This window comes from Sphingopyxis sp. GW821-FHT12F08 (genome assembly GCF_058806755.1).
The window spans coordinates 121,944-142,052 of the sequence record NZ_JBXAQA010000007.1; the positions used below are offsets into that span (position 1 = coordinate 121,944).

Here is a 20,109-nt window from a genome sequence, read left to right on the forward strand (position 1 = left end):
GCTTGCAATCGCCGGGCGTAGGATCGACAAAGGCGCCCATGGATATCGCCTTCGACAACAGCTTCCACCGCGACATGGAGGGCTTCTACGCACCCGCCGAAGCCGCCGTGCCCTCGGCGCCGACGCTGCTCGCCTTCAACCACAAGCTCGCCGAAAAGCTCGGCCTCGAAACCCGGTGCACCGACGATGCCACGCTCGCGCGGCTCTTCTCGGGCGAAGCCCTGCCGACGGGGGCCAATCCGCTCGCTTTCGCCTATGCCGGGCACCAGTTCGGCCATTTCTCGTCGCAGCTCGGCGATGGCCGCGCGCTGCTGCTCGGCGAGATCGTCGCGCCCGGCGGCAAACGCTTCGACGTCCAGCTCAAGGGATCGGGCCCGACGCCTTTCTCGCGCAACGGCGACGGCAAGGCGGCGATCGGCCCGGTGCTGCGCGAATATCTGGTCTCGGAAGCGATGGCGGCGATGGGCGTGCCGACCACTCGCTCGCTCGCCGCCGTCGCGACCGGCGACCGCGTCCAGCGCGAGCGCGCGCATCCCGGTGCGGTGCTCACGCGCATCGCGGCGAGCCATATCCGCGTCGGCACCTTTCAGTTCTTCGCCGCGCATTTCGGTGCCGAGCATGTGATCCAGCTGTCGGATTACAGCGTCCGCCGCCATTTCCCCGATCTCGCCGCTGCGCCGAACCCGCATCTCGCGCTGCTCGACCGCGTGATCGGGCTGCAGTGCGACCTCGTCGCGCATTGGCTCGGCGCCGGTTTCATCCACGGGGTGATGAACACCGACAATGTGGCGATCAGCGGCGAGACAATCGATTACGGTCCCTGCGCGTTCATGGACCGCTTTTCGGCCTCGACCGTGTTCAGTTCGATCGACGCCAACGGCCGCTATGCCTATGGCCGCCAGCCGCAGATCCTCCACTGGAACATGGCGCGTTTCGCCGAGGCCTTGCTCCCCGCGATCCATGCCGTCGACCCGGCCGATGTCGAGGCCGCCAAGGCGCTCGTCGACGCGATCCCCGAACGCTTCCGGAGCCACTGGTTCGCGCGGGTGCGCGCCAAGCTTGGCTTCACAAGCGCGCACGACGCCGACGCCGCGCTGATCGACACCCTGTTCGGCGAACTCGAAACGCATGGCGTCGATTTCACCGGCTTCTTCCGCACGCTCGCGATGCTGCTGCGCGGCGAGGCCGGGCCGATGGCGGCGCTGCTACCCGACCCCGAGGCGATGGCGCCGTGGATCGCCGCTTGGTGGGCCGCGCTGGAGCGCGAGGATATCCACCCCCTCGAACGCGCGGCGGCGATGGACCGGGTCAATCCGCACTATATCCCGCGTAATCACCGGGTCGAGGCCGCGCTCAACGCCGCCGAGGCGGGCGATCTCGCGCCGTTCGAGGCGCTGCTCGACGTCGTCCGCCATCCCTATGCAGAGCGCGCCGAATGGGCGGATTATGCGGAGCCCGGTCCCGCCGAGGCCGCCGCCTATGTCACTTATTGCGGCACATGAGGGCCGTTACGGGCTCAAGCGCGTTGCAGCGTCTTGGCTTTGCGGCTACCGAGCGGGCACCCAAAAGCCCAATCGATTCCGCCGCATCCTGACCCAACAGAACGGAATGAACCCAGCCCTATGAAAGCCTTGATTCTCTGCGGCGGTCGCGGGACCCGCCTCCGCGAAGTGTCCGAAACTTTGCCCAAGCCGATGGTGCCGATCGGTGACAAGCCGATCGTCTGGCACATCATGAAAATCTATGCGGCGCACGGGATCACCGACTTCGTCCTGCTGCTGGGTTACAAGGGCGACATCATCCGCGATTTCTTCCTCAATTACGCGAACCAGTCGTCCGACGTCACCGTCGACCTGTCGAAGCGCGGCGAGGACCGGTTGCAGTTCCACAAGCACCAGACCGAGGATTGGAAGGTCACGCTCGCCGAGACCGGCGAAGACGCGATGACCGGCGCGCGCATCCGCCGCGGCGCGCGCTATCTCGACGGCGTCGAGCATTTCTGCGCGACCTATGGCGACGGCGTCGGCGACGTCGACATCACCGCGCTCGTCGATTTCCACAAGGGCCATGGCAAGACCGCGACGCTCACCGGCGTCTACCCGCCGGGGCGCTTCGGCGAACTCGGCACCGAGGGCGGCGTTGTCGCCAGCTTCAACGAGAAACCGCAGGTATCGGGCGGCCACATCAACGGCGGCTTCTTCGTCTTCAACCGCGATTTCGTCGACGACTATCTCGACGACCGCGAGGATCTGATCCTCGAACGCGAGCCGATGGAACGCCTCGCCGCCGACCGCGAACTGATGATGTTCGAACACAACGGCTTCTGGCAGCCGATGGACACGCCGCGCGAATATTCGCTGCTCAACGAGCTGTGGGCCGAAGGGCAGGCGCCCTGGAAGAAGTGGTAAGCGGCCCGATGTTCGGCGACGCCTATCGCGGCAAGACCGTCCTCCTGACCGGCCACACGGGCTTCAAGGGTTCGTGGATGGCCGAATGGCTGCTCACGCTCGGGGCCAATGTCGTCGGTTTCTCGCACAAGGTCGACGACGGACCGACGCATTTCGACAGCATCGGCCTCGCCGGCCGGCTGACCCACATCGTCGGCGACGTACGCGACGCCGATGCGGTGAACGACGTCGTCGCGGCGCACCAGCCCGATTATGTCCTGCACCTCGCGGCGCAGGCGCTCGTGCGCTACAGCTACGACAATCCGGTCGAGACGATGGCGACCAACGTCATGGGCACCGTCCATGTCCTCGACGCGCTGCGCCGCGCCGGGCGGCCCGCGGTGGCAGTCTGCGTGACATCGGACAAATGCTACGAGAATCGCGAAATCCTGTCGGGGTACCGCGAGGACGACCCGATGGGTGGGCACGACACCTATAGCGCGTCGAAGGGCGCCGCCGAGATCGTCGCGCACAGCTATCGCCGCAGCTTCTTCTCAGGCCCGGACAGCCCGGTAAAGATGGCGACCGTGCGCGCGGGCAATGTCATCGGTGGCGGCGACTGGTCGCTCGACCGCATCGTCCCCGACTGCGTGCGCAGCCTGTCGCAGGGCGAGGCGATCCGCATCCGCAATCCGCGTGCGACGCGCCCTTGGCAGCATGTGCTCGAATCGCTCAGCGGCTATCTCTGGCTTGGCGCGCTGCTCGGCGGCGCGGCGACCACCGCACGGGTGAAATCGCCGACCGACGTCACCGAGGCCTTCAACTTCGGCCCCTGGATCGAGGCGAATGGCTCGGTCGAGCGGCTCGTCACCGAATTTTTGAAGCACTGGCCCGGCGAATGGGTGAATGCGGCCGAGGCGGGCGCGGTGCACGAGGCGGGGCTGCTCGGCCTGTCGATCGACAAGGCCTATCACAAGCTCGATTGGGCGCCGACGCTCGACTTCGCGGGCGGGGTCGCGCTGACCGCGGGCTGGTACAAGGCGGTGGTCGCCGACAGCGCCGATCCGCTGGCGCAGACGCGTCACGATATCGCAACCTATGTGGCCGAGGCGCGGGCGAAATCGCTCGCCTGGGCGGCCTGAACCAGACCCAAAGGGGGAAACAGATGATCGACGGCGTCCTGATTACACCGCTGCGGCAGATTCCGGACGAGCGCGGCAAGATCATGCACATGCTGCGCGCCGACGCGCCGCATTTCGAGAAATTCGGCGAAATCTATTTCTCCTGCGTCCAGCCCGGCGCGATCAAGGCGTGGCACATCCATAGCGAGATGACGCTGAACTATGCCGTCGTCCACGGCCGCATCAAATTCGTGCTCTACGACGACCGCGAAGGCTCGCCGACGCGCGGCGAACTGCAGGAAATCTTCATGGGCGAGGATAATTATTGCCTCGTCACCGTGCCGCCCTTCGTGTGGAACGGCTTCAAGGGTTACGGCCAATATCCCGCGATCGTCGCGAACTGCACGACGATCGCGCACCGCGCCGACGAGATCGACCGCATGGACCCGTTCTCCGACAAGATTCCGTACAACTGGGACGTCAGGCATGGCTGACGTCCGGCTGCTGCTCGTCGGCGGCAGCGGATATTTCGGCGCGCGGCTGGCGGAAGCGCTGGCGAACCGATGGGACGTCGCGGTCACCGTGCGCTCGGACACGCCCGCGCGCGCGGCCTGGCTCACCGAACGCGGCATCGCCTCCTTTCGCTATGACAGCAGCCGCAACGCGGCGCTTCCCGGCGGCGACTTTGCCGCGATCGTCAACCTCGCCATGCCCGGCGCGCGCGCCGCGGGCCAGGACGCCGACGCCGCGATGGCGCATGGCCTGAGCACTGCCGATGCCTGCCTCGCGGCGCTCGACGGCGGGCGGGCAGGACGGCTGGTCCATTTCTCGACCTTCCATGTCTATGGCGGCAAGGTCGGCACGCTTTATTCCGAAGACATGGTCCCGGCGCCGCACCATCCCTATGGCCAGGCGCACCGCGCGGTCGAGGAACGGCTGCTCGCCAGCTCCGCGGCGGACCGCATCGCGATCCTCCGCCCGACCAACATGGTCGGCGCGCCCGCGCACAAGGACCTCGGCGAACAGGCGGGACTGATCTTCATCGACCTCTGCCGCCAGGTCGCCGAGAAGGGCGCGATGGAATTGCGCAACGACGGGCAAAGCTATCGCGACATCCTGCCCTTCGGCGATGCCATCGCGGCGGTCGAACTGTTGCTGCGCGCGGAACAGGGCTGGGCGAACCTCTTCAACCTCGGCGCCGGGCGAGCGATCACGATGCAGGCGCTCGCCGAAACCATCGCCGCCGCCGCGCCCCAGCCGGCCACGATGGCCTACGGCGACGGCACCGACGCCTTCCGCGAGCCCTTCACCGTCGACATCTCGCGTCTCGGCGCGCTCGGCTGGACTCCCACCGCCAGCATCGCCGACGAAGCGCGCCGCACCATCGCCGCCTTCTTATGACGAGCCCGCGCCTCCTCGGCATCTCGTTGTCCTGCCACGAGCCGGTGAACCGCGCCTTGTTCCGCGAAATCGGCGCGCTCGGCATTCCCGTCCACCTCGTCGTCCCACGCCGACATTTCGTCGGCGGCAAATGGCGCGACACCCCCGATTTCCCGCCCGAAAATTACGCGCTGACCTTGCTCGACCTCAGCGGCACCAACCAGCGCACCCACACGCTGCAGGGGCTACAGGCCATCGTCGACACCTTCCAGCCGACGCATATCTATTGCGACAGCGACCCCGCGAGCATGATGGTGCAGCAAGCGAAAAAGGTCGCGCCGGGCGCCAAGCTCTGGTCGCTGACCGCCGAGAACATGCCGCAGAGCCTCGGCATCGACCTCAAGAAAGCGTTCGAGACGCGCAACCCCGCGGGCATCGCCTCGGCGCTGGTCAAGGCGTGGCTGCGCCGCGCGGCGAAGCGCAAGGTCGACCGCGTCTTCACCTTGAGCGCCGACGGCACCGCGCTGATCGAAGGCTTGGGCCTCACGGCGACGCAGGTTCCGCTCGGCTTCGACCCGCGCCTGTTCCAGCCTTTGCCCGAGGCCGAGCGCGCCGCGATCCGCGCCGAACTCGGCCTGACGCGCCCGACGATCGCCTATTTTGGCCGCCAGACCCCCGAAAAGGGCATCCATGTGCTTATCGACGCCCTCGACCGGATCCGCGATCGTGACTGGCAGTTCCTGATCGACGATTTCATCGGCGCCTCGGGCTATACGGCGCAATTGCAGGCGCAGATCGAACGCTTCGGCCTCGGCGACCGCGTGATCTTCTTCGAATCGAAGCATGAGGACATGGCGCGCTACATGAACGCCGCCGACATCGTCGTGCTGCCCTCGCTCAGCTCCGCCAAGTGGAAGGAGCAATATGGCCGCGTCATCCAGGAAGTGATGGCGTGCGGGCGCACGATGGTCGGCAGCCGCTCGGGCGCGATTCCCGAGGTGATGGGCGGGCAGGGGCATTTGTTCGACGAGGGCGATGCCGCGGGCCTCGCCACGCTGCTCGCCGAGCTGCTCGACAAGGGCGATTTTGCCGACCCCGCGGCACGCGCTTATGCGCTCTCCAACCTGTCGGTCAATCGCCAGGCGGAAGTCATGATCGACCTCCTCCGCCGCGAAAGCTGAGCGCGCGGAACCACTTGCCCCCAAGCGACGTTGCTTCGGGCAACGGCAGGGGGACATCACCAGTTGCGGACCGCCATCCATCCATCGCATCGGGGCAGAAACTGGTTGCGCCGCCCCTCGCCGCGGGTCAGAACCCCCTGATTGGCGGCCAGCAGATGCAAGATTCTGAAAACCCTCGCATATTGATCCGCCGGGCCGCGGCAGCCGCGCCGCTGCGTCCTATGCTTGCGCTGTCGGTTTCGCTGCTTTCGCTCGCGGCGACCGCCGCCCATGGCCAGGAGGCGCCGCAACCCCCGCCCGTCACCACGACCGTCGCGCCCGAGCCTGCACCCGAGGCCGAGATGGCGAAGCCCACGCCGCCGCCGCCCGACGCCGTCTTCCCCCCGGTCGAACCGATCATCGCGGACGAGGAGTTCGATAAGGCCATCCCGCCGATTTCGGCCGAGGATGACCCCGAACTCGACGTCCCACTGGAATCGATCGCCGAATTCGAGCGCCGCCAGGCGACCAAGGCCGCCTCCGAAAGCGAAGTCGCGCCCGGTTCCGAGCCCGCCCCGACCCCCGCGCTCGCCGACGGCGACGCGGTCGAGGCGATCGGCGACGCGCCCGTGAACGACCCCGAACTCGTGGCGCCGCTGCCGCCGCTCGACAGCTTCAACGTCGAACCTGTCGAATTCGCCGAACCCGAATCCGCCGACGAGGGCGTCAAGGTAACCTACGCGGTCCAGGTCAATGGCCTCGCGCCCGCCGACGACAGCACCGACGCCGACCTCGCCGACCTGTTCGGCGACCTGTCGGCGCTCTACGACGGCGACGGCGAGGCGGCAAACGCCGCGATGGTCCGCGCGCGGCTGACCGCCGACGCCGACCTGATGCGCCGCGTGCTCGCCTCCGAGGGCTATTATGACGCGCGCGTCGATACGCGGCTCGACCGCGGCGGCGGTGGCGACGGACAGGGTGGCGGACGGCGTAGCGACCGCGGCGAAGGCGCCACCGCTCCTGCTGCTGCCCCGGCAGGCGGCACGACGCCCGACACCGTCCCGCGCCAGCGCCGCCCGCTCACCGCGATCATCGATGTCGTGCCCGGCCAGCGCTACACGCTCTCCGACATCGTCATCGACGCCGCCCCCACCGTCCCACCGACCTTGATCAAGGATAATTTCCCGCTCGCCATCGGCGAACCGATCGTCGCCCAGCGCGTGCAGGGGGCCGAAGCGGCGATCGCGCTCAAGCTGCCCGAGGAGGGCTATCCCTTTGCGGTCGTCGGCCAGCGCGACATCCTCCTTGATGGCGCGACCGGCGACGGCGTCTACACGCTCCCCGTCGACATCGGCCCGCGCTCGCGCTTCGGCGGGTTCGAGACCACGGGCAAGCTCGCCTTCGACGTCGAGCATGTCGAGCTGCTCGCGCGCTTCAAGCGCGGCGAGCTCTACGACAGCCGCAAGGCCGACGATCTGCGCCAGGCGCTCGTCGCGACCGGTCTCTTTTCGACCGTCTCGGCCGAGCCGCAAAAGACCGGCGAGAGCGCCGGCGACGACACCGAATATGTGACGATGCTGGTAACGCAGGAAGCCGGCCCGCCGCGCACGCTGGCCGCCAGCGCCGGTTACGGCACCGGCGAGGGCATCCGCCTCGAGGGCAGCTGGACGCACCGCAACCTCTTCCCGCCCGAAGGCGCGCTGATCATCCGCGGTGTCGCGGGCACGCAGGAACAGTCGCTCGGCGCGACCTTCCGCCGCTCGAACGCCGGACGCCGCGACCGAACCTTCGAACTGATCGCCGAGGCGTCGCGCAGCAATTACAACGCGTTCGAAGCGCTCACCGGGCGCGTCGGCTTCCGCGTCAGCCGCGAGTCCACGCCGATCTGGCAGAAGAAGCTGACCTACGCCTATGGCCTCGACCTGATCGCGACGAGCGAGGACGATTACGACTTCCTCCTCGCCGACCGCAACCGCAGCGTCTATTATATCGCGGGCCTGACCGGCCAGCTCGGCATCGACCGCAGCGACAATTTGCTGAACCCGACCAAGGGCTTCCGCGTCACCGGGCTGCTCCAGCCCGAAGGCTCCTTGAGCGGCCGCTTCTCGCCCTATGCCCGCGCGCGCATCGACGTCAGCGGCTATTATCCGGTCACCGACAGCGTCGTCCTCGCGGGTCGCGTTCGCGTCGGCTCGATCCTCGGCGCTGCGCGCGACAATCTCGCGCCCTCGCGGCGCTTCTACGCCGGCGGCGGCGGCTCGGTGCGCGGCTTCGGTTACCAGCAACTGGGGCCCAAGGATCCGAACAACGATCCGATCGGCGGGCGCAGCGTCAACGAGGCCGCAGTCGAAGCGCGCTACCGCTTCGGCAATTACGGCATCGTCGGCTTCGTCGATGCGGGGCAGGTCTATCGCGGCTCGACCCCGACCTTCTCGAACCTGCGCTACGGCGTCGGCATCGGCGGTCGCTTCTATACCAATTTCGGTCCGATGCGCCTCGACATCGCGACCCCGATCGATCGCCAGCCGGGCGAGGGACGGGTCAGCGTCTATGTCTCGATCGGGCAGGCCTTCTGATGGCCGACGGGCCCGCCTTCGACGACGCGCCGCCGCCGAAGGCGAAGCCGTCCTGGCCGCGGCGCATCGCGCGCTGGACGGGCATCGCGATCCTCAGCCTCGTCGCGCTGATCGGGCTGTTCCTGATCGGGCTCAATAGCGACGCCGGGCGGCGCTGGGTGGTCACGCAGATCGAAAAATATGAATTCGAAAACGGGATGAAGATCGGTATCGGCCGCCTCGACGGATCGCTGTTCAGCGCGATGACGATCCGCGACCTGACCCTGTCCGATCCCAAGGGCGTGTTCCTGCGCTCGCCCGAGGTCAAGCTCGACTGGCGGCCCTTCGCCTATCTCTCGAACCACATCGATATCCGCTCGGCCACCGCGCAGACGATTACGATGCAGCGGCTTCCCGCCTTCAAGCCGGTGCCCGATACGGGCGAGCCACTGCTGCCCGACATCGACATCGACGTCGCCAAATTGCAGGTCGAACGTTTCGTTTTCGAAGCGCCCGTCGCCGGCCAGCGGCAGGAAGCGCGCCTGAGCGGCAAGATCGCGATCGCCGACCGCCGCGCGCAGGTTACCGCCGATGCCGAGACGATCGGCAGCGATGCCAGGGGCGACAAGCTCGCGCTCATCCTCGACGCCGTCCCCGAATCGAACCGGTTCGACGTCGATCTCGATATCAACGCCCCGCAGGGCGGTGTCCTCGCCGCCATGGGCGGCTTTAAGGAGCCCCTGACCGCCAAACTCTCGGGCAAGGGCGACTGGAAGGCCTGGAACGGCACGCTCACCGGCAATCTCGGCACGCAGCCGCTCGCGCGCCTCGGCCTAGCCGCGCGCGATGGGACATTCGCGGTCAAGGGCACCGCGCAACCGTCGCGGCTGCTCGCCGCTGGCCCGGTCGCCGATATGCTCGGCACCGAGACCGCGATCGAGCTCACCGCGCGGCTGAATGAACGCAAGGTCGATCTCGACGGCCGCATTTCGTCCGACGCCGCGCGCGTCGGGCTCAGCGGCGGGATCGACCTCGGCGCCAGTCGCTACGATGGATTGCAGGTCGCCTTCGTGCTGCTGAAGCCCGGCGCCATCGCGCCCACTGTGCGCGGCAGCGGACTGCGCGCGCAGGCGCGGCTCGACGGTGAGTTTCGCCTGCCGACGGTCGAATATACCGCCAACGCCACCAGCCTCGCGGTCAACGACATCGTCATCGAGGCGCTCGCCCTCTCGGGCAAGGCGCGCGTCGATCCCGACCAGATCTTCATCCCCGTCGCGGGCCGCGCGACGCGCATCCGCGGGCTCGATGTCGTCGCCGGCGGCACGCTCGTCCAGGTCCGCCTCGATGGCGATCTCGCCTACAAGGACGGCCGCCTGCTCAGCGACAATATGCGCCTGCGCTCGAGCCGCATCGACGCCAAGGCGATCCTGATCGCTGACCTTAATCGCGGCTTTTATACCGGCGCCATCGACGGGCGGATCGACGACTATCGCATCGAAAGCGTCGGCATCTTCGACATCGACACCGACGCCGATTTGAAGACCGCACCGAACGGCGGCTTCGAGATCGTCGGCCGCGTCCGCGCGCGCTCGACCCAGCTCTTCAACTCGGGCGTCCGCAACGTCCTCGGCGGCAATGCCACGGCGTCGAGCGACCTCCGCTACGGCACCGACGGCATCATCCGCTTCGCCAACCTCCGCCTCAACGCGCCGCTGATGCGCGTCACCAGCGGGCAGGGGAGCTACAACCCCAATGGCCAGATCCAGCTGACCGCACGTGCTTCCTCGACCGATTACGGCCCGCTCGGTCTCCAGCTCGCGGGCACGATCACCGATCCGCGCGCGACGCTCACCGCCGACCGTCCCGGCCTCGGCATCGGGCTCCAGAAGCTCGTTGCGCGAATCACCGGCGCGCCGAACGGCTACCGCCTCGCAGCGACCGGCGACACCGACTATGGCCCGCTCGCCGCCGACGTCGTGCTGCTCACCGCCAAGGGCCCGCTCACCATCGACATCGAGCGTGGCGACCTGTCGGGCATCGGCTTCAAGGGCCGCCTCGTCCAGAGCGCCGCGGGTCCCTTCGTCGGCCAGCTCGACGCCTCGGGACAGGGCCTCGGCGGCCTCGTCCGCCTCAGCGCCGCCGGCAAATACCAGGCGGCGGCGATCAACGTCCGCGCCAACAATGTCGTGCTGCCCGGGCCGGCCCAGCTCGCGATCGGCTCTGCGATCGTCGACGCCGACGTCATCCTTTACGAGCGCCCGCGCGTCATCGCCGACATCCAGATCGCGCAGACGCGTATCCGCGAATTCGACATCGCGGTCGGCCGCGTGAAGATCGATTACCAGAATGGCGCGGGCAAGGCGCAGGCGCTGGTCGAGGGCAGCAGCGGCGTGCCCTTCCGCGTTGCCGCCAACGCCGACCTGACCCCCGAACTCTGGCGCGCCTCGGTGCAGGGCCGCGCGACCGGCATCAACTTCCGCACCACCAGCCCCGCGCGCATCATCCCCGGCAAGGACGGTTACGAGTTGCTCCCGACCAACCTCGATTTCGGGCGCGGCAGCAGCGCGCGGCTCGCGGGGCGCTTCGGCGACGGCATCATGGTCCAGAGCCGCCTCGACCGGGTCAACCTGTCGCTGCTCAACGCCGTCTATCCCGACATGGGCCTCGGCGGCCGCGCGACGGGCAGCGTCGATTTCGAGCAGGCGAGCGGCAGCAGCTTCCCGCGCGCCGATGCGCGGCTGACGATCACCGGCTTCACCCGCACCACCGCCGCGACGGTCAGCCAGCCGGTCGACGTCAATTTTGCGGGCAAATTGCTCGCCGATGGCGGCGAGGCGAGCGCGGTGATGCGCAAGCGCGGCAGCGTCATCGGCCGCCTCCAGGCCTCGCTCCGCCCGCTACCGCCGGGCGCCGGGACGTGGATGACACGGTTGCAAGCCGCGCCGCTGTCGGGCGGCATCCGCTACAACGGCCCCGCCGACACGCTCTTCTCCTTCGTCGGCTCGGGCGACCAGCGGCTCGGCGGGCCGATCGCGGTCGCCGCCGACTTCAGCTGCCGCCTCTCGGACCCGTGCCTCGACGGTGTCATCCGCGGCAATGCGCTCAATTACGAGAATCTCACCTATGGCACGCGGCTGACCAACATGGTCGTGAACGGCCGCTTCTCGGGCGACCGGCTCGAGATCGAACAGCTCACCGCCACCGCGGGCGACGGCAGTGTCAAGGCCTCGGGCTACGTCAGCCTCGCCAGCGACAGCGGCTATCCGATGAAGATCGACGCGGTGCTCGACAACGCCCGCCTCGCGCGCAGCGACGACCTGTCGGCGCGCGCCACCGGCAACCTCACGCTCGAAAAGGTCGCGGGCCAGACCGCTTTGCTCTCGGGTGACCTCCGCCTCCCCGAAACGCGCTATCGCATCGTCCGCCAGGGCGCCGCGCAGGTCCCCGTGCTCACCGGCGTCCGCCGCAAGCCGCCCGCGGGCCGCCCACGGATCAGCGGCGACGGCCTCGCCGCGGTCGGCACCAGCCTGTTCGACCTCATCCGCCTCGACATCCGCCTGCGCGCCACCGACGAAATCTATGTCAGCGGTATGGGGCTCGAATCCGAATGGATGGCCGACGTCACGCTCAAGGGCACCACCCAGGCGCCGCGCGTCACCGGCGAGATCGAGCTGGTGCGCGGCACGCTCGGCTTCGCGGGTCGCTCGTTCGAGCTGACCGAGGGGCGGGTGAATTTCCCGACCGGCGACGCCTTTGACCCGTCGATCCGCCTCGTCGCGAGCGACACGATCGAGAATGTCACCGTGACCGTCAATGTGTCGGGCCGCGCGCAGAACCCGCAGATCGCCTTTTCCAGTGTCCCCGGCCTGCCGCAGGACGAGATCGTGTCGCGCATCCTCTTCGGCAGTTCGATCACCGAATTGTCGCCGCTGCAGGCGGTGCAGCTCGCCGCGTCGCTCAACAGCCTGCGCGGCAGCGGTGGGCTCAGCCCGCTCGGTGCGCTGCAATCGGCGACCGGCATCGATCGCCTCCGCGTCCTCGGCCCCGACGATGCGCAGGGCAGGGGCACCGCGCTCGCCGCCGGCCAGCATATCACCAACGACATCTATCTCGAGGTGATCACCGACGGCCGCGGCTATACCGCGACCCAGCTCGAAATCAGCCTGACCCCGGCGCTCTCGATCCTCAGCCAGGCGGGCGGCTCGGGCCAGACCAATTTCAGCATCCGCTACCGCAAGGACTATTGATGCGCGCCGCGCTGCTCCTCCTGCCGCTGCTGCTCGCCGCCTGCGAGAAGGAGCCGAAGTTCGAGGACCGCTACGACAAGGCGGCCAAGGAGATCGAGGCGCGCGCCAAGGCGATGGACGCCGATATCGCCGCCGCCGACAAGGCGGCGAGGGATGCGGGGGAGGTCGAGCCAAAGCCCTTGCCAGCCGAACCCCCGCCCGCTACCGCGCCCCCGTCATCTGGGGAGTAGCCAGCCGTCCGTTCGGGACGGGCCACCGCGTCAACATACTCGGTCGAGAGGCCGTGGTGCGGTGGAAGCGCGACACGCGCTTGGGCGAGACCAATGGCATCGACCCCACGTCCGGGCCGGGCGGCGGGTTTCGATGTCCGTTGGAATCGCAACGCCGCCCGGCCCCGGAGTTCATCCATGGAAGCCCTCTTCACCTCGACCGCCGTCGTCGCGCTTGCCGAGATCGGCGACAAGACGCAATTGCTCGCTATCCTGCTCGCGACGCGATTCAACAAGCCGCTGCCGATCATCCTCGGCATATTGGTGGCGACCCTCGCCAACCACGCGCTCGCGGCGCTGCTCGGCGCCTCGGCCGCCGCCTTCCTCGACAGCCCGGTGTTCCGCACCGCGATCGGCGCCAGCTTCATCGCCATGGCGGCGTGGACCTTGATCCCCGACAAGTTCGACGACGACGACGCGCCGAAACCCCGCTTTGGCGCCTTCCTGACGACGCTGGTCGCCTTCTTCCTGGTCGAAATGGGCGACAAGACCCAGGTCGCGACGATAGCGCTGGGCGCGCAATATCACAGCGTCGCGCTGGTGACGGCGGGCACCACGCTGGGGATGATGATCGCCAATGTGCCGGCGATCTTTCTGGGGCATGAACTGCTCAAGCGCGTGAATCTGAGCACAGTGCGGAAGATCGCCGCCGCGCTGTTCCTCCTAATCGGCCTGTGGGTGCTGGTGCAGACCGCGGGTTGGACACAAGCGTGAGCAATACGGCAAACGCGCTATGCAACAAAATGGGCAATAGGGTTGCACGTGATATTGTTTATTTTCAGTTTCTTAATATCGTGCGGGGGTAAATTTCACAAGAAGCGTTATCCAAAAAAGATTGGCACGCTCGGGCCTTTGCCATGCCTCCAACGGAGTTGATTTGGAGGCCGAACAATGTGGCGCTAAACATGCCAATGAAGTGCAGCCAGCATGAACAAAAAGTGATAGTTGCCGTCTATTACTGGGGGACGTCCAATGGCGATAACGCATCTACAGACATACCTAGTCTATCCCAACCGGGGCCTCCAGATACCTCGTGAGATCGTTGGTGCGGATGTACCACTCACGGGTGAGGTTTTTGACCTCCTCCAAGACGTTTTCGACACTTCAGAACGAGAATGTAAGATCGAGATCTCGTTCAACCGCCGCGCCGACGGGGTAGCTCAAAACGACTGTCGCGACCTATTGCTTGCGTACGCGGCCGCCCCGTCAGTTGCGTCTGGATTGCTCTTAGCGACAAGGCTTGCTTTGTACTCCACCAAGCGATCTGCACTTGGTCTACTTTTTCTAGCAGTAGGTGATGTTGACGGCGAGCGGCGCGTAATTCTCGCTAGATTTGCGGCATACAGCGGGATTTTGGCAGACGAAAATCGGGAGGCTCTCAGCGTCCAATTCGTCGAACGCATCTTTCTCCGCAGTGCTAAATTATACAAGGCCGTCATGTACCAGGATGTTATGTCAGATGCCGCATTCTGGGCAGGAAGGGCTGTAGACCGGCAGGTAACTAGCAAAGAGACTGACGTATCGCAGTACTGGATCAATGAGTTCCTCGCATCAGACTTTAGGACCACGGCTGCGCAGGGAACAAGAGTCTTAGCCGTTGCCATGAAAAATGCATCCAGATCATCCGGCGAGCCGCGCGTAAGGAGTGAGATAGTCGCGGCCGCAATTCTTGGGGAGAACCTTAACGGTGAGATCATGACCACTTCACAGTTTCTAGATCGATTTAATTTGTCTCCGGATGCGCGTAATGCGGTCGTAGGTGAGATGAGACATCACGATTTAGTGAATGATCGATTTCGATTTAGTGCTGAAGAATTTAACAGGCAGCTGTCTTATAGGACGATTGAGCTCAGCAACGGAGCTCTGTTAACAGCAGCTACCGGCAGATTTGATGAGGTGTTCCAGCGCAGCGAGTCCTCGGATGCGGGAGAAGTTACCTATTCTACCACTGGCAAGGTGGTTGGTCAGAAGCTGTCGAAGGCAGTTCGATGACTCTCGAAAAAGATTACGCCGCTCGTCACGAAGCGGTGCTCACACCTTTAGCGAAGGGCCTTGCCGACTTGATCTCAGACTACGTGCACGGAGAGCCTCGAATTGATCGTGTTTCAGCTCGGGCCAAGAGCGTGGAGCGTTTTATACGGAAGGCGGCCATCCTCAACAAAGATGGCACGCCAAAATACCGAGAGCCACTGTTTCAAATACAGGATCAGATTGGCGCGAGGGTAACGGTATTTTATAAAGTTGACGTCGAACGCATCACTGAAATATTGTTGCCATATTTCCGTACAACAGAGGCAAAAGACGTCGTTCCAGACTCCGAATGGAAATTCGGCTATTTCGGCAGGCACTTCATATGCCTTTTTCCGAACGAAATAATAGACAGAACATGGCCTAAGGAGCAGATTCCACTTTTCTTTGAGCTTCAAATTAAAACTCTATTCCAACACGCTTGGTCGGAAGCAGAGCATGACCTCGGCTATAAGCCGGAGAGTGGTAACCTTTCGGCGGATCAGATTCGAATGCTTGCATTTACGTCCGCACAAGCGTGGGGGGCTGATCGCGCGTTCGATGAACTATTCGCTGAATTGGATGCGAAGCCCCAAGCAACACAGTGAGGGCGCGGTTTGCGCTTACGCGCGAATTTTCCCCGCAACCTGTTGCCGATTCTGTGCGACAACAGCTTCCAGGAGTCCGCGGATCGGTCATGGACGGCGCGGATTGAGTCGAAAAGCCGCCGAGTGCCCCGCTCAGTGATTGCGCAGCTTCGCCGAGTCGCGCATCTTATTCCGGTGAAACGCTTCACTCGTTATTGGCAGGACCCACAGTTTCGCGCAGCGGTTGATCGCGAGAAGGTTCGAGCGAAGCTTGAGGGCGAACAGAAGGGGTGGATCACTTATGCGATCCACGATCCCACGACGCCGGACCATGTCGGCGAATTCAACACCCTCATCGTTTATGTGGGCCAATCGAAAGACTTCGCATTGCGCGTAGACCGCAGGTTACGCGAGGCAGGCACGGCGACACGGCGTCCGACGAGCTATGTGGAGGGCCTGATGTACGACATCATGCGGCGCGGCGGCGTGCCACGTTTTCGGGTGATTGAACGCGTCGATGATGCCATCGCGTCGTTCGTTTCGGAAACGAACTGGGCGCAGCACTACATCGCGCAGGGCTATCCGCTGCGAAACAAGTGGGCTGAGCAAAGGCGGCCGGGCGAGACGATGACTCGTGAAAGCGTACCTCACAAATGGCTTTGGCGATTGGCCGTGGAGGACGCAATCGGGGCCAAGTTCACAATCGTCGCTATTGACAAGCTGTCGGGCAAGAGCCTCGAGATCGACTTGACCGCAGAGCGTCCAAAGGAGCTCCTCAGAGTTGTTCGGTCCAAGCTGGAAATGCGTATGCGCGAGCTAGGGGCACAGCCGCAGTTTCGACTTCTGGTCGAGAAGATACTCTAACATAATCGTTGGCCGTCAGCTGCTGGTCTGACTAGGCGTAAAGCTGACAGTCGGCTCACGGCCCAGCTTCGGCCGCTCCGAGGCTCAACCCGCTACACGCCCGAATCGAAAATTTATCTCTGCAACCCTATTGCCCATTTTGTTGCATCAAAAATTGTTCCGATGCCGACGGAAAACGAAGGTCGATATCTCTTCACGGTGCGGGCTGAAAGCACACAGCGTCGGAACCGATCATCCGATGCTGGCGGACAGGGTGGGATTCGAACCCACGGTGAGCTTGCACCCACGGCGGTTTTCAAGACCGCTGCCTTAAACCACTCGGCCACCTGTCCTTGCCCTGCGCCATAGCGAACGCCTCGTGGCCGACAAGGGTAAACCTTGGCGGTCCGATCAAACCTCATCGGACCGCGGCCCAACCTTCACCCCTTTGGCACGACCAGATAATCGGCATTGGTCAGCGGCGCATCCGCATCGCATGCCACCAGTTCCGTCCGGTAGAAAACCCCCGCGACCGGATAGGTTCGGAACCGGAACAGGTCGAATTCGAACGGTACGACGCCGTTGACGCCGCCATAGTCCGCCATCCGCTCGATCGTCGAATCCGACACCTCGAACCACAGCAGCGGCCGGCACCGGCGCAGCGTCGCGCCCAACCCCGCCAGCACCTGCGGCTCGAAACCCTGGACATCAATCTTGATCGCATCGATGCGGCCCGCCAGTCCGGTCTCCTCGACGATCTGGTCGCCGATGCGGATCGGCAGCGAAATCTCGCGGGCATGGGCGGGGGCGAACATCGGATCGAAAGTGCCGGTGCCCTGGTTCGCCTCGGTGGGCTGGTAAAAGAGCAATTCGCCGTCGTTGTCGGCGAGCCCGACGTTCAGCGGGCGGATATTGCCCGTCGACCCGCTCGTGATGTTGCGGACCAGGCGTTCGAAAACCGGCGGATTCGGTTCGACCGAAACCACTTGATCGAAACATTCGGCAAAGGTCAGCGAATGCATGCCGACATTGGCGCCGACGTCCAGGCATGCCCCGGTCTTGCCGCGCCGCCGGGCCAGATCGCAGAATATCCTTTTCTCGTCGCCTTCATAATCGCCGAGGACCAGGACGTTCCATTCGACAAAGGAACCGGGATCGAGGCTCACCTCGCCGCGCGAATAGCGCATTGCGATCTCGCCATGCGCCTGGCGCGCCGGGCCGCTGAGCGCCCGGCACAGGCGCTGCCACCCGCGCAGGCGGCGCAGGGGGGAGAAAAATCTCAATATTCCCGGATCGATACCCATTGCGCCCCTCATGAAAATCCGCACTGCGCGTACCGCCGCCGGGCAACAGCGTCAACGCCGCCCGGCTCGGGTCGCACCGATCGAACTGCCGGAAAGCGCGGCCATTCCATCCGCCGCGCTTATGACTCGACTCGTCTCCCGGCCCCCTGTTCATGACACGTGCATCCGTGCCACATCATCCCTATGGGGTGGACATGATGCGACGCAAAACTTCTGGAATCGCCCGCTTTATAGGGCTGGCGGCGGTGGTCGCCTCGGCCTGGACGATGGCGGCCTCGGCGCCGCTCCACGCGCAGGGCAGCGGCGATCCGGGCTTCGATGCCTATGTCCAGTCGCTATGGCCCAAGGCGCAGGCGAAGGGCGTTTCGCGCGCGACCTTCGACCGCGTCACCGCGGGGCTGCGCTACAATGCGCGCGTCGTCGCGCTCGACCGCGACAATCTCGGCAGCCCGCCCAGCCCGAACACCCCGATCCCCGCCTTCGCGCCCTATAAGGCGAAGCATGTCGACGCCGCGCGCATCGGCGGCGGGCGCCGTGTCCACGACCGGCTGCTGCCCCTGCTGTCGCGCATCGAGCAGCGCACCGGCGTGCCGACCAGCATCATGATCGCGATCTTCGGCCACGAGACCGCCTATGGCCAGGTCACCGGCAATTTCGACCTGCCCGAGGCGCTCGCGACGCTCGCCTATGAGGGGCGCCGCCGCAGCCTGTTCGAGCCCGAATTCCTCGCGACGCTGCAGATGGTCGAGCGCGGCGTCCCGCGCCAGGTGCTCAAGGGCAGCTGGGCCGGCGCCTTCGGCTATCCGCAATTCCTGCCTTCGGTCTATCTCGAGGTCGCCGAGGACGGCGACGGCGACGGCCGCGCAAACATCTGGTCGAGCGAGGCCGACGCGATCGAATCGATCGGCGCCTATCTCCGCCGCGCCGGATGGCGCGCAGGCCAGCCATGGGGCGTCGCGGTGCGCGTTCCCGACGGCTTCAACCGCGCGCGCGTCGCGAGCCGGCTCCAGGCGACGCGCTGCCCGCGCGTGTTCGAACGCCACAGCCGCTGGCGCTCGATGGCCGAATGGCGCGCCGACGGCATCGTCCCCGCCGGCGGACGCTGGCCCGCCGATCAGGTCCAGGCGACCCTGCTCGAACCCGATGGCCCCGGAAAAACCGCCTATTTGCTGACCGGCAACTATCGTGCGATACTCGATTACAATTGTTCCAACTTTTACGCATTGTCTGTGGGGTTATTGGCGGATGAAATCGATCGCTAACGGGGGGTGGCTGGTCGCGGGGGCGATGCTCGTGCTGACGGGTTGCGGAAGTTTCGACGGCAAGCGCGACAGCGGGCCCAGCGCGGCACCCGCGCCGGCGCCCGCCGGCGGCCCGGCGGCCGTCGACGGCTCGCCCAAGCTCGGCGCGCCCTTCACCGTCGGCGGCATCACCTACACCCCCGCCGATATCGCCGATTATGACGATGTCGGCTATGCGAGCTGGTATGGCGAGGAACTCGCGGGGCGCCCGACCGCGACCGGCGAGCCCTTCGACCCCGACGCGATCACCGCGGCGCACAAGACGCTGCCTTTGCCCTCCTATGTCGAGGTCACTGCGCTCGACACGGGGCGCACGGTCCTCGTCCGCGTCAACGACCGCGGGCCGATGGCGAACGACAGGCTGATCGACCTGTCGCGTGGCGCCGCGCAGCAGCTCGGCCTCAATAGCGGGCTCGCCGCGGTGCGCGTGCGCCGCACCAATCCGCCCACCTCCGAAAAGCTCCAGCTGCACAGCGGCCAGCCCGTCGCCGAGCGGCTCGCGACCCCCGACGCCCTGCTCGTGCTGCTGCGCGGCAAGCTCGCGGGCCAGCCCGTTCCCGCGGGCGCCGTCACCGCGACCGCCAGCAAGTCCACACCTTCCGCGCCGTCACCAGGCGGCGACCGTTTCATCGTCGAGGGGCCGGGCGCGTCGAGGCCCGTGCCCGCGAAACCCGCGGCGACCAAGGCGCCCGCGCCGAAACCCGCCGCAGCGCCTGCATCCAAGCCCGCCGCCACCGGGAGCTATGTCGTCCAGGTCGCGGCCTTCAGCGGCGAGACGCGCGCCAAGTCGGCCGCTAAATCGGTCGGCGGCACCGCGATCAAGGCGGGCAATCTGTGGCGCGTGCGCATGGGCCCCTATGCCAGCGAAGCCGACGCGCTCGCCGCCGTCGGCAAAGCCAAGGCCAAGGGATTCCGCGACGCGCAGGTCCAGCGCGACCGCTGATCCCG

16 protein-coding genes, 1 tRNA gene and 1 riboswitch are annotated in these 20,109 nt (G+C 66.0%); of the genes, 15 read left to right on the plus strand and 2 right to left on the minus strand.

Going from position 1 to position 20,109, the window contains the following annotated elements; all coding sequences use genetic code 11:
- The first annotated feature begins 38 nt into the window (after positions 1-38).
- The 13 genes from AC1RNQ_RS18610 (at position 39) to AC1RNQ_RS18670 (ending at position 16,577) form a co-directional block, all read left to right on the plus strand.
- A complete protein-coding gene (locus AC1RNQ_RS18610; protein ID WP_493173544.1) occupies positions 39-1,502 on the plus strand; it encodes a protein adenylyltransferase SelO in 1,464 nt (487 codons plus the stop codon).
- A gap of 120 nt (positions 1,503-1,622) precedes the next feature.
- Positions 1,623-2,408 carry a glucose-1-phosphate cytidylyltransferase gene (rfbF, locus tag AC1RNQ_RS18615; protein WP_493173546.1) on the plus strand — a complete coding sequence of 262 codons (786 nt, stop codon included), beginning with the start codon at positions 1,623-1,625 and terminating at the stop codon, positions 2,406-2,408.
- A gap of 8 nt (positions 2,409-2,416) precedes the next feature.
- A complete protein-coding gene (rfbG, locus tag AC1RNQ_RS18620) occupies positions 2,417-3,529 on the plus strand; it encodes a CDP-glucose 4,6-dehydratase (RefSeq protein ID WP_493173548.1) in 1,113 nt (370 codons plus the stop codon).
- 23 nt (positions 3,530-3,552) lie between these two features.
- Positions 3,553-4,002 (plus strand): dTDP-4-dehydrorhamnose 3,5-epimerase family protein, encoded by a 450-nt coding sequence (locus AC1RNQ_RS18625; protein WP_493173550.1) that lies wholly within the window; start codon positions 3,553-3,555, stop codon positions 4,000-4,002.
- Complete coding sequence (locus AC1RNQ_RS18630) at positions 3,995-4,909, plus strand: NAD-dependent epimerase/dehydratase family protein (protein WP_493173552.1); 915 nt, start codon at positions 3,995-3,997, stop codon at positions 4,907-4,909. Before AC1RNQ_RS18625 ends, AC1RNQ_RS18630 begins: the two co-directional genes overlap by 8 nt.
- On the plus strand, positions 4,906-6,069 hold the full coding sequence (locus AC1RNQ_RS18635; protein WP_493173554.1) for a glycosyltransferase: 1,164 nt from the start codon (positions 4,906-4,908) through the stop codon (positions 6,067-6,069). Before AC1RNQ_RS18630 ends, AC1RNQ_RS18635 begins: the two co-directional genes overlap by 4 nt.
- Positions 6,070-6,290: 221 nt before the next feature.
- Entirely contained in the window at positions 6,291-8,624 is a 2,334-nt protein-coding gene (locus AC1RNQ_RS18640) for an autotransporter assembly complex protein TamA (protein WP_493173556.1), read from the plus strand.
- Entirely contained in the window at positions 8,624-12,850 is a 4,227-nt protein-coding gene (locus AC1RNQ_RS18645) for a translocation/assembly module TamB domain-containing protein (protein WP_493173558.1), read from the plus strand. Before AC1RNQ_RS18640 ends, AC1RNQ_RS18645 begins: the two co-directional genes overlap by 1 nt.
- Positions 12,850-13,080, plus strand: a complete 231-nt coding sequence (locus tag AC1RNQ_RS18650) for a hypothetical protein (RefSeq protein WP_493173560.1) — start codon at positions 12,850-12,852, stop codon at positions 13,078-13,080. The genes AC1RNQ_RS18645 and AC1RNQ_RS18650 overlap by 1 nt, the downstream gene beginning before the upstream one ends.
- Positions 13,059-13,162: riboswitch (yybP-ykoY riboswitch) on the plus strand. It overlaps the preceding gene by 22 nt.
- A gap of 95 nt (positions 13,163-13,257) precedes the next feature.
- Positions 13,258-13,833: a TMEM165/GDT1 family protein gene (locus tag AC1RNQ_RS18655; protein WP_493173561.1), complete on the plus strand. Its 576-nt coding sequence runs from the start codon at positions 13,258-13,260 to the stop codon at positions 13,831-13,833.
- 258 nt (positions 13,834-14,091) lie between these two features.
- Positions 14,092-15,111 carry a hypothetical protein gene (locus AC1RNQ_RS18660; RefSeq protein ID WP_493173563.1) on the plus strand — a complete coding sequence of 340 codons (1,020 nt, stop codon included), beginning with the start codon at positions 14,092-14,094 and terminating at the stop codon, positions 15,109-15,111.
- Entirely contained in the window at positions 15,108-15,734 is a 627-nt protein-coding gene (locus AC1RNQ_RS18665; protein WP_493173565.1) for a GTP pyrophosphokinase, read from the plus strand. Before AC1RNQ_RS18660 ends, AC1RNQ_RS18665 begins: the two co-directional genes overlap by 4 nt.
- Before the next feature lie 174 nt (positions 15,735-15,908).
- A complete protein-coding gene (locus AC1RNQ_RS18670; RefSeq protein WP_493173568.1) occupies positions 15,909-16,577 on the plus strand; it encodes a hypothetical protein in 669 nt (222 codons plus the stop codon).
- Between the two features lie 242 nt (positions 16,578-16,819).
- On the opposite strand, the gene AC1RNQ_RS18675 is transcribed toward AC1RNQ_RS18670, so the two are convergent.
- Positions 16,820-16,909 (minus strand) — tRNA-Ser (locus tag AC1RNQ_RS18675).
- Between the two features lie 87 nt (positions 16,910-16,996).
- On the minus strand, positions 16,997-17,872 hold the full coding sequence (locus AC1RNQ_RS18680) for an FkbM family methyltransferase (RefSeq protein WP_493173570.1): 876 nt from the start codon (positions 17,870-17,872) through the stop codon (positions 16,997-16,999).
- Between the two features lie 185 nt (positions 17,873-18,057).
- Between AC1RNQ_RS18680 and AC1RNQ_RS18685 the strand changes: the two genes are divergently transcribed.
- Both AC1RNQ_RS18685 and AC1RNQ_RS18690 read left to right on the plus strand, forming a co-directional pair.
- Positions 18,058-19,122, plus strand: coding sequence for a lytic murein transglycosylase (locus AC1RNQ_RS18685; protein ID WP_493173945.1), 1,065 nt, complete (start codon positions 18,058-18,060; stop codon positions 19,120-19,122).
- Positions 19,106-20,104: a septal ring lytic transglycosylase RlpA family protein gene (locus AC1RNQ_RS18690; protein ID WP_493173572.1), complete on the plus strand. Its 999-nt coding sequence runs from the start codon at positions 19,106-19,108 to the stop codon at positions 20,102-20,104. Before AC1RNQ_RS18685 ends, AC1RNQ_RS18690 begins: the two co-directional genes overlap by 17 nt.
- Positions 20,105-20,109: the final 5 nt, after the last annotated feature.

Bases quoted from the DNA above. Each gene is read 5' to 3' on its own strand.
- AC1RNQ_RS18660 (WP_493173563.1), top strand. From the start codon at position 14,092: ATGGCGATAACGCATCTACAGACATACCTAGTCTATCCCAACCGGGGC.
- AC1RNQ_RS18650 (WP_493173560.1), top strand. From the start codon at position 12,850: ATGCGCGCCGCGCTGCTCCTCCTGCCGCTGCTGCTCGCCGCCTGCGAG.
- rfbF (WP_493173546.1), top strand. From the start codon at position 1,623: ATGAAAGCCTTGATTCTCTGCGGCGGTCGCGGGACCCGCCTCCGCGAA.
- AC1RNQ_RS18665 (WP_493173565.1), top strand. From the start codon at position 15,108: ATGACTCTCGAAAAAGATTACGCCGCTCGTCACGAAGCGGTGCTCACA.
- AC1RNQ_RS18645 (WP_493173558.1), top strand. From the start codon at position 8,624: ATGGCCGACGGGCCCGCCTTCGACGACGCGCCGCCGCCGAAGGCGAAG.
- AC1RNQ_RS18690 (WP_493173572.1), top strand. From the start codon at position 19,106: ATGAAATCGATCGCTAACGGGGGGTGGCTGGTCGCGGGGGCGATGCTC.
- AC1RNQ_RS18685 (WP_493173945.1), top strand. From the start codon at position 18,058: ATGCGACGCAAAACTTCTGGAATCGCCCGCTTTATAGGGCTGGCGGCG.
- AC1RNQ_RS18635 (WP_493173554.1), top strand. From the start codon at position 4,906: ATGACGAGCCCGCGCCTCCTCGGCATCTCGTTGTCCTGCCACGAGCCG.
- rfbG (WP_493173548.1), top strand. From the start codon at position 2,417: ATGTTCGGCGACGCCTATCGCGGCAAGACCGTCCTCCTGACCGGCCAC.
- AC1RNQ_RS18610 (WP_493173544.1), top strand. From the start codon at position 39: ATGGATATCGCCTTCGACAACAGCTTCCACCGCGACATGGAGGGCTTC.
- AC1RNQ_RS18640 (WP_493173556.1), top strand. From the start codon at position 6,291: ATGCTTGCGCTGTCGGTTTCGCTGCTTTCGCTCGCGGCGACCGCCGCC.
- AC1RNQ_RS18625 (WP_493173550.1), top strand. From the start codon at position 3,553: ATGATCGACGGCGTCCTGATTACACCGCTGCGGCAGATTCCGGACGAG.
- AC1RNQ_RS18630 (WP_493173552.1), top strand. From the start codon at position 3,995: ATGGCTGACGTCCGGCTGCTGCTCGTCGGCGGCAGCGGATATTTCGGC.
- AC1RNQ_RS18680 (WP_493173570.1), bottom strand. From the start codon at position 17,872: ATGAGGGGCGCAATGGGTATCGATCCGGGAATATTGAGATTTTTCTCC.
- AC1RNQ_RS18655 (WP_493173561.1), top strand. From the start codon at position 13,258: ATGGAAGCCCTCTTCACCTCGACCGCCGTCGTCGCGCTTGCCGAGATC.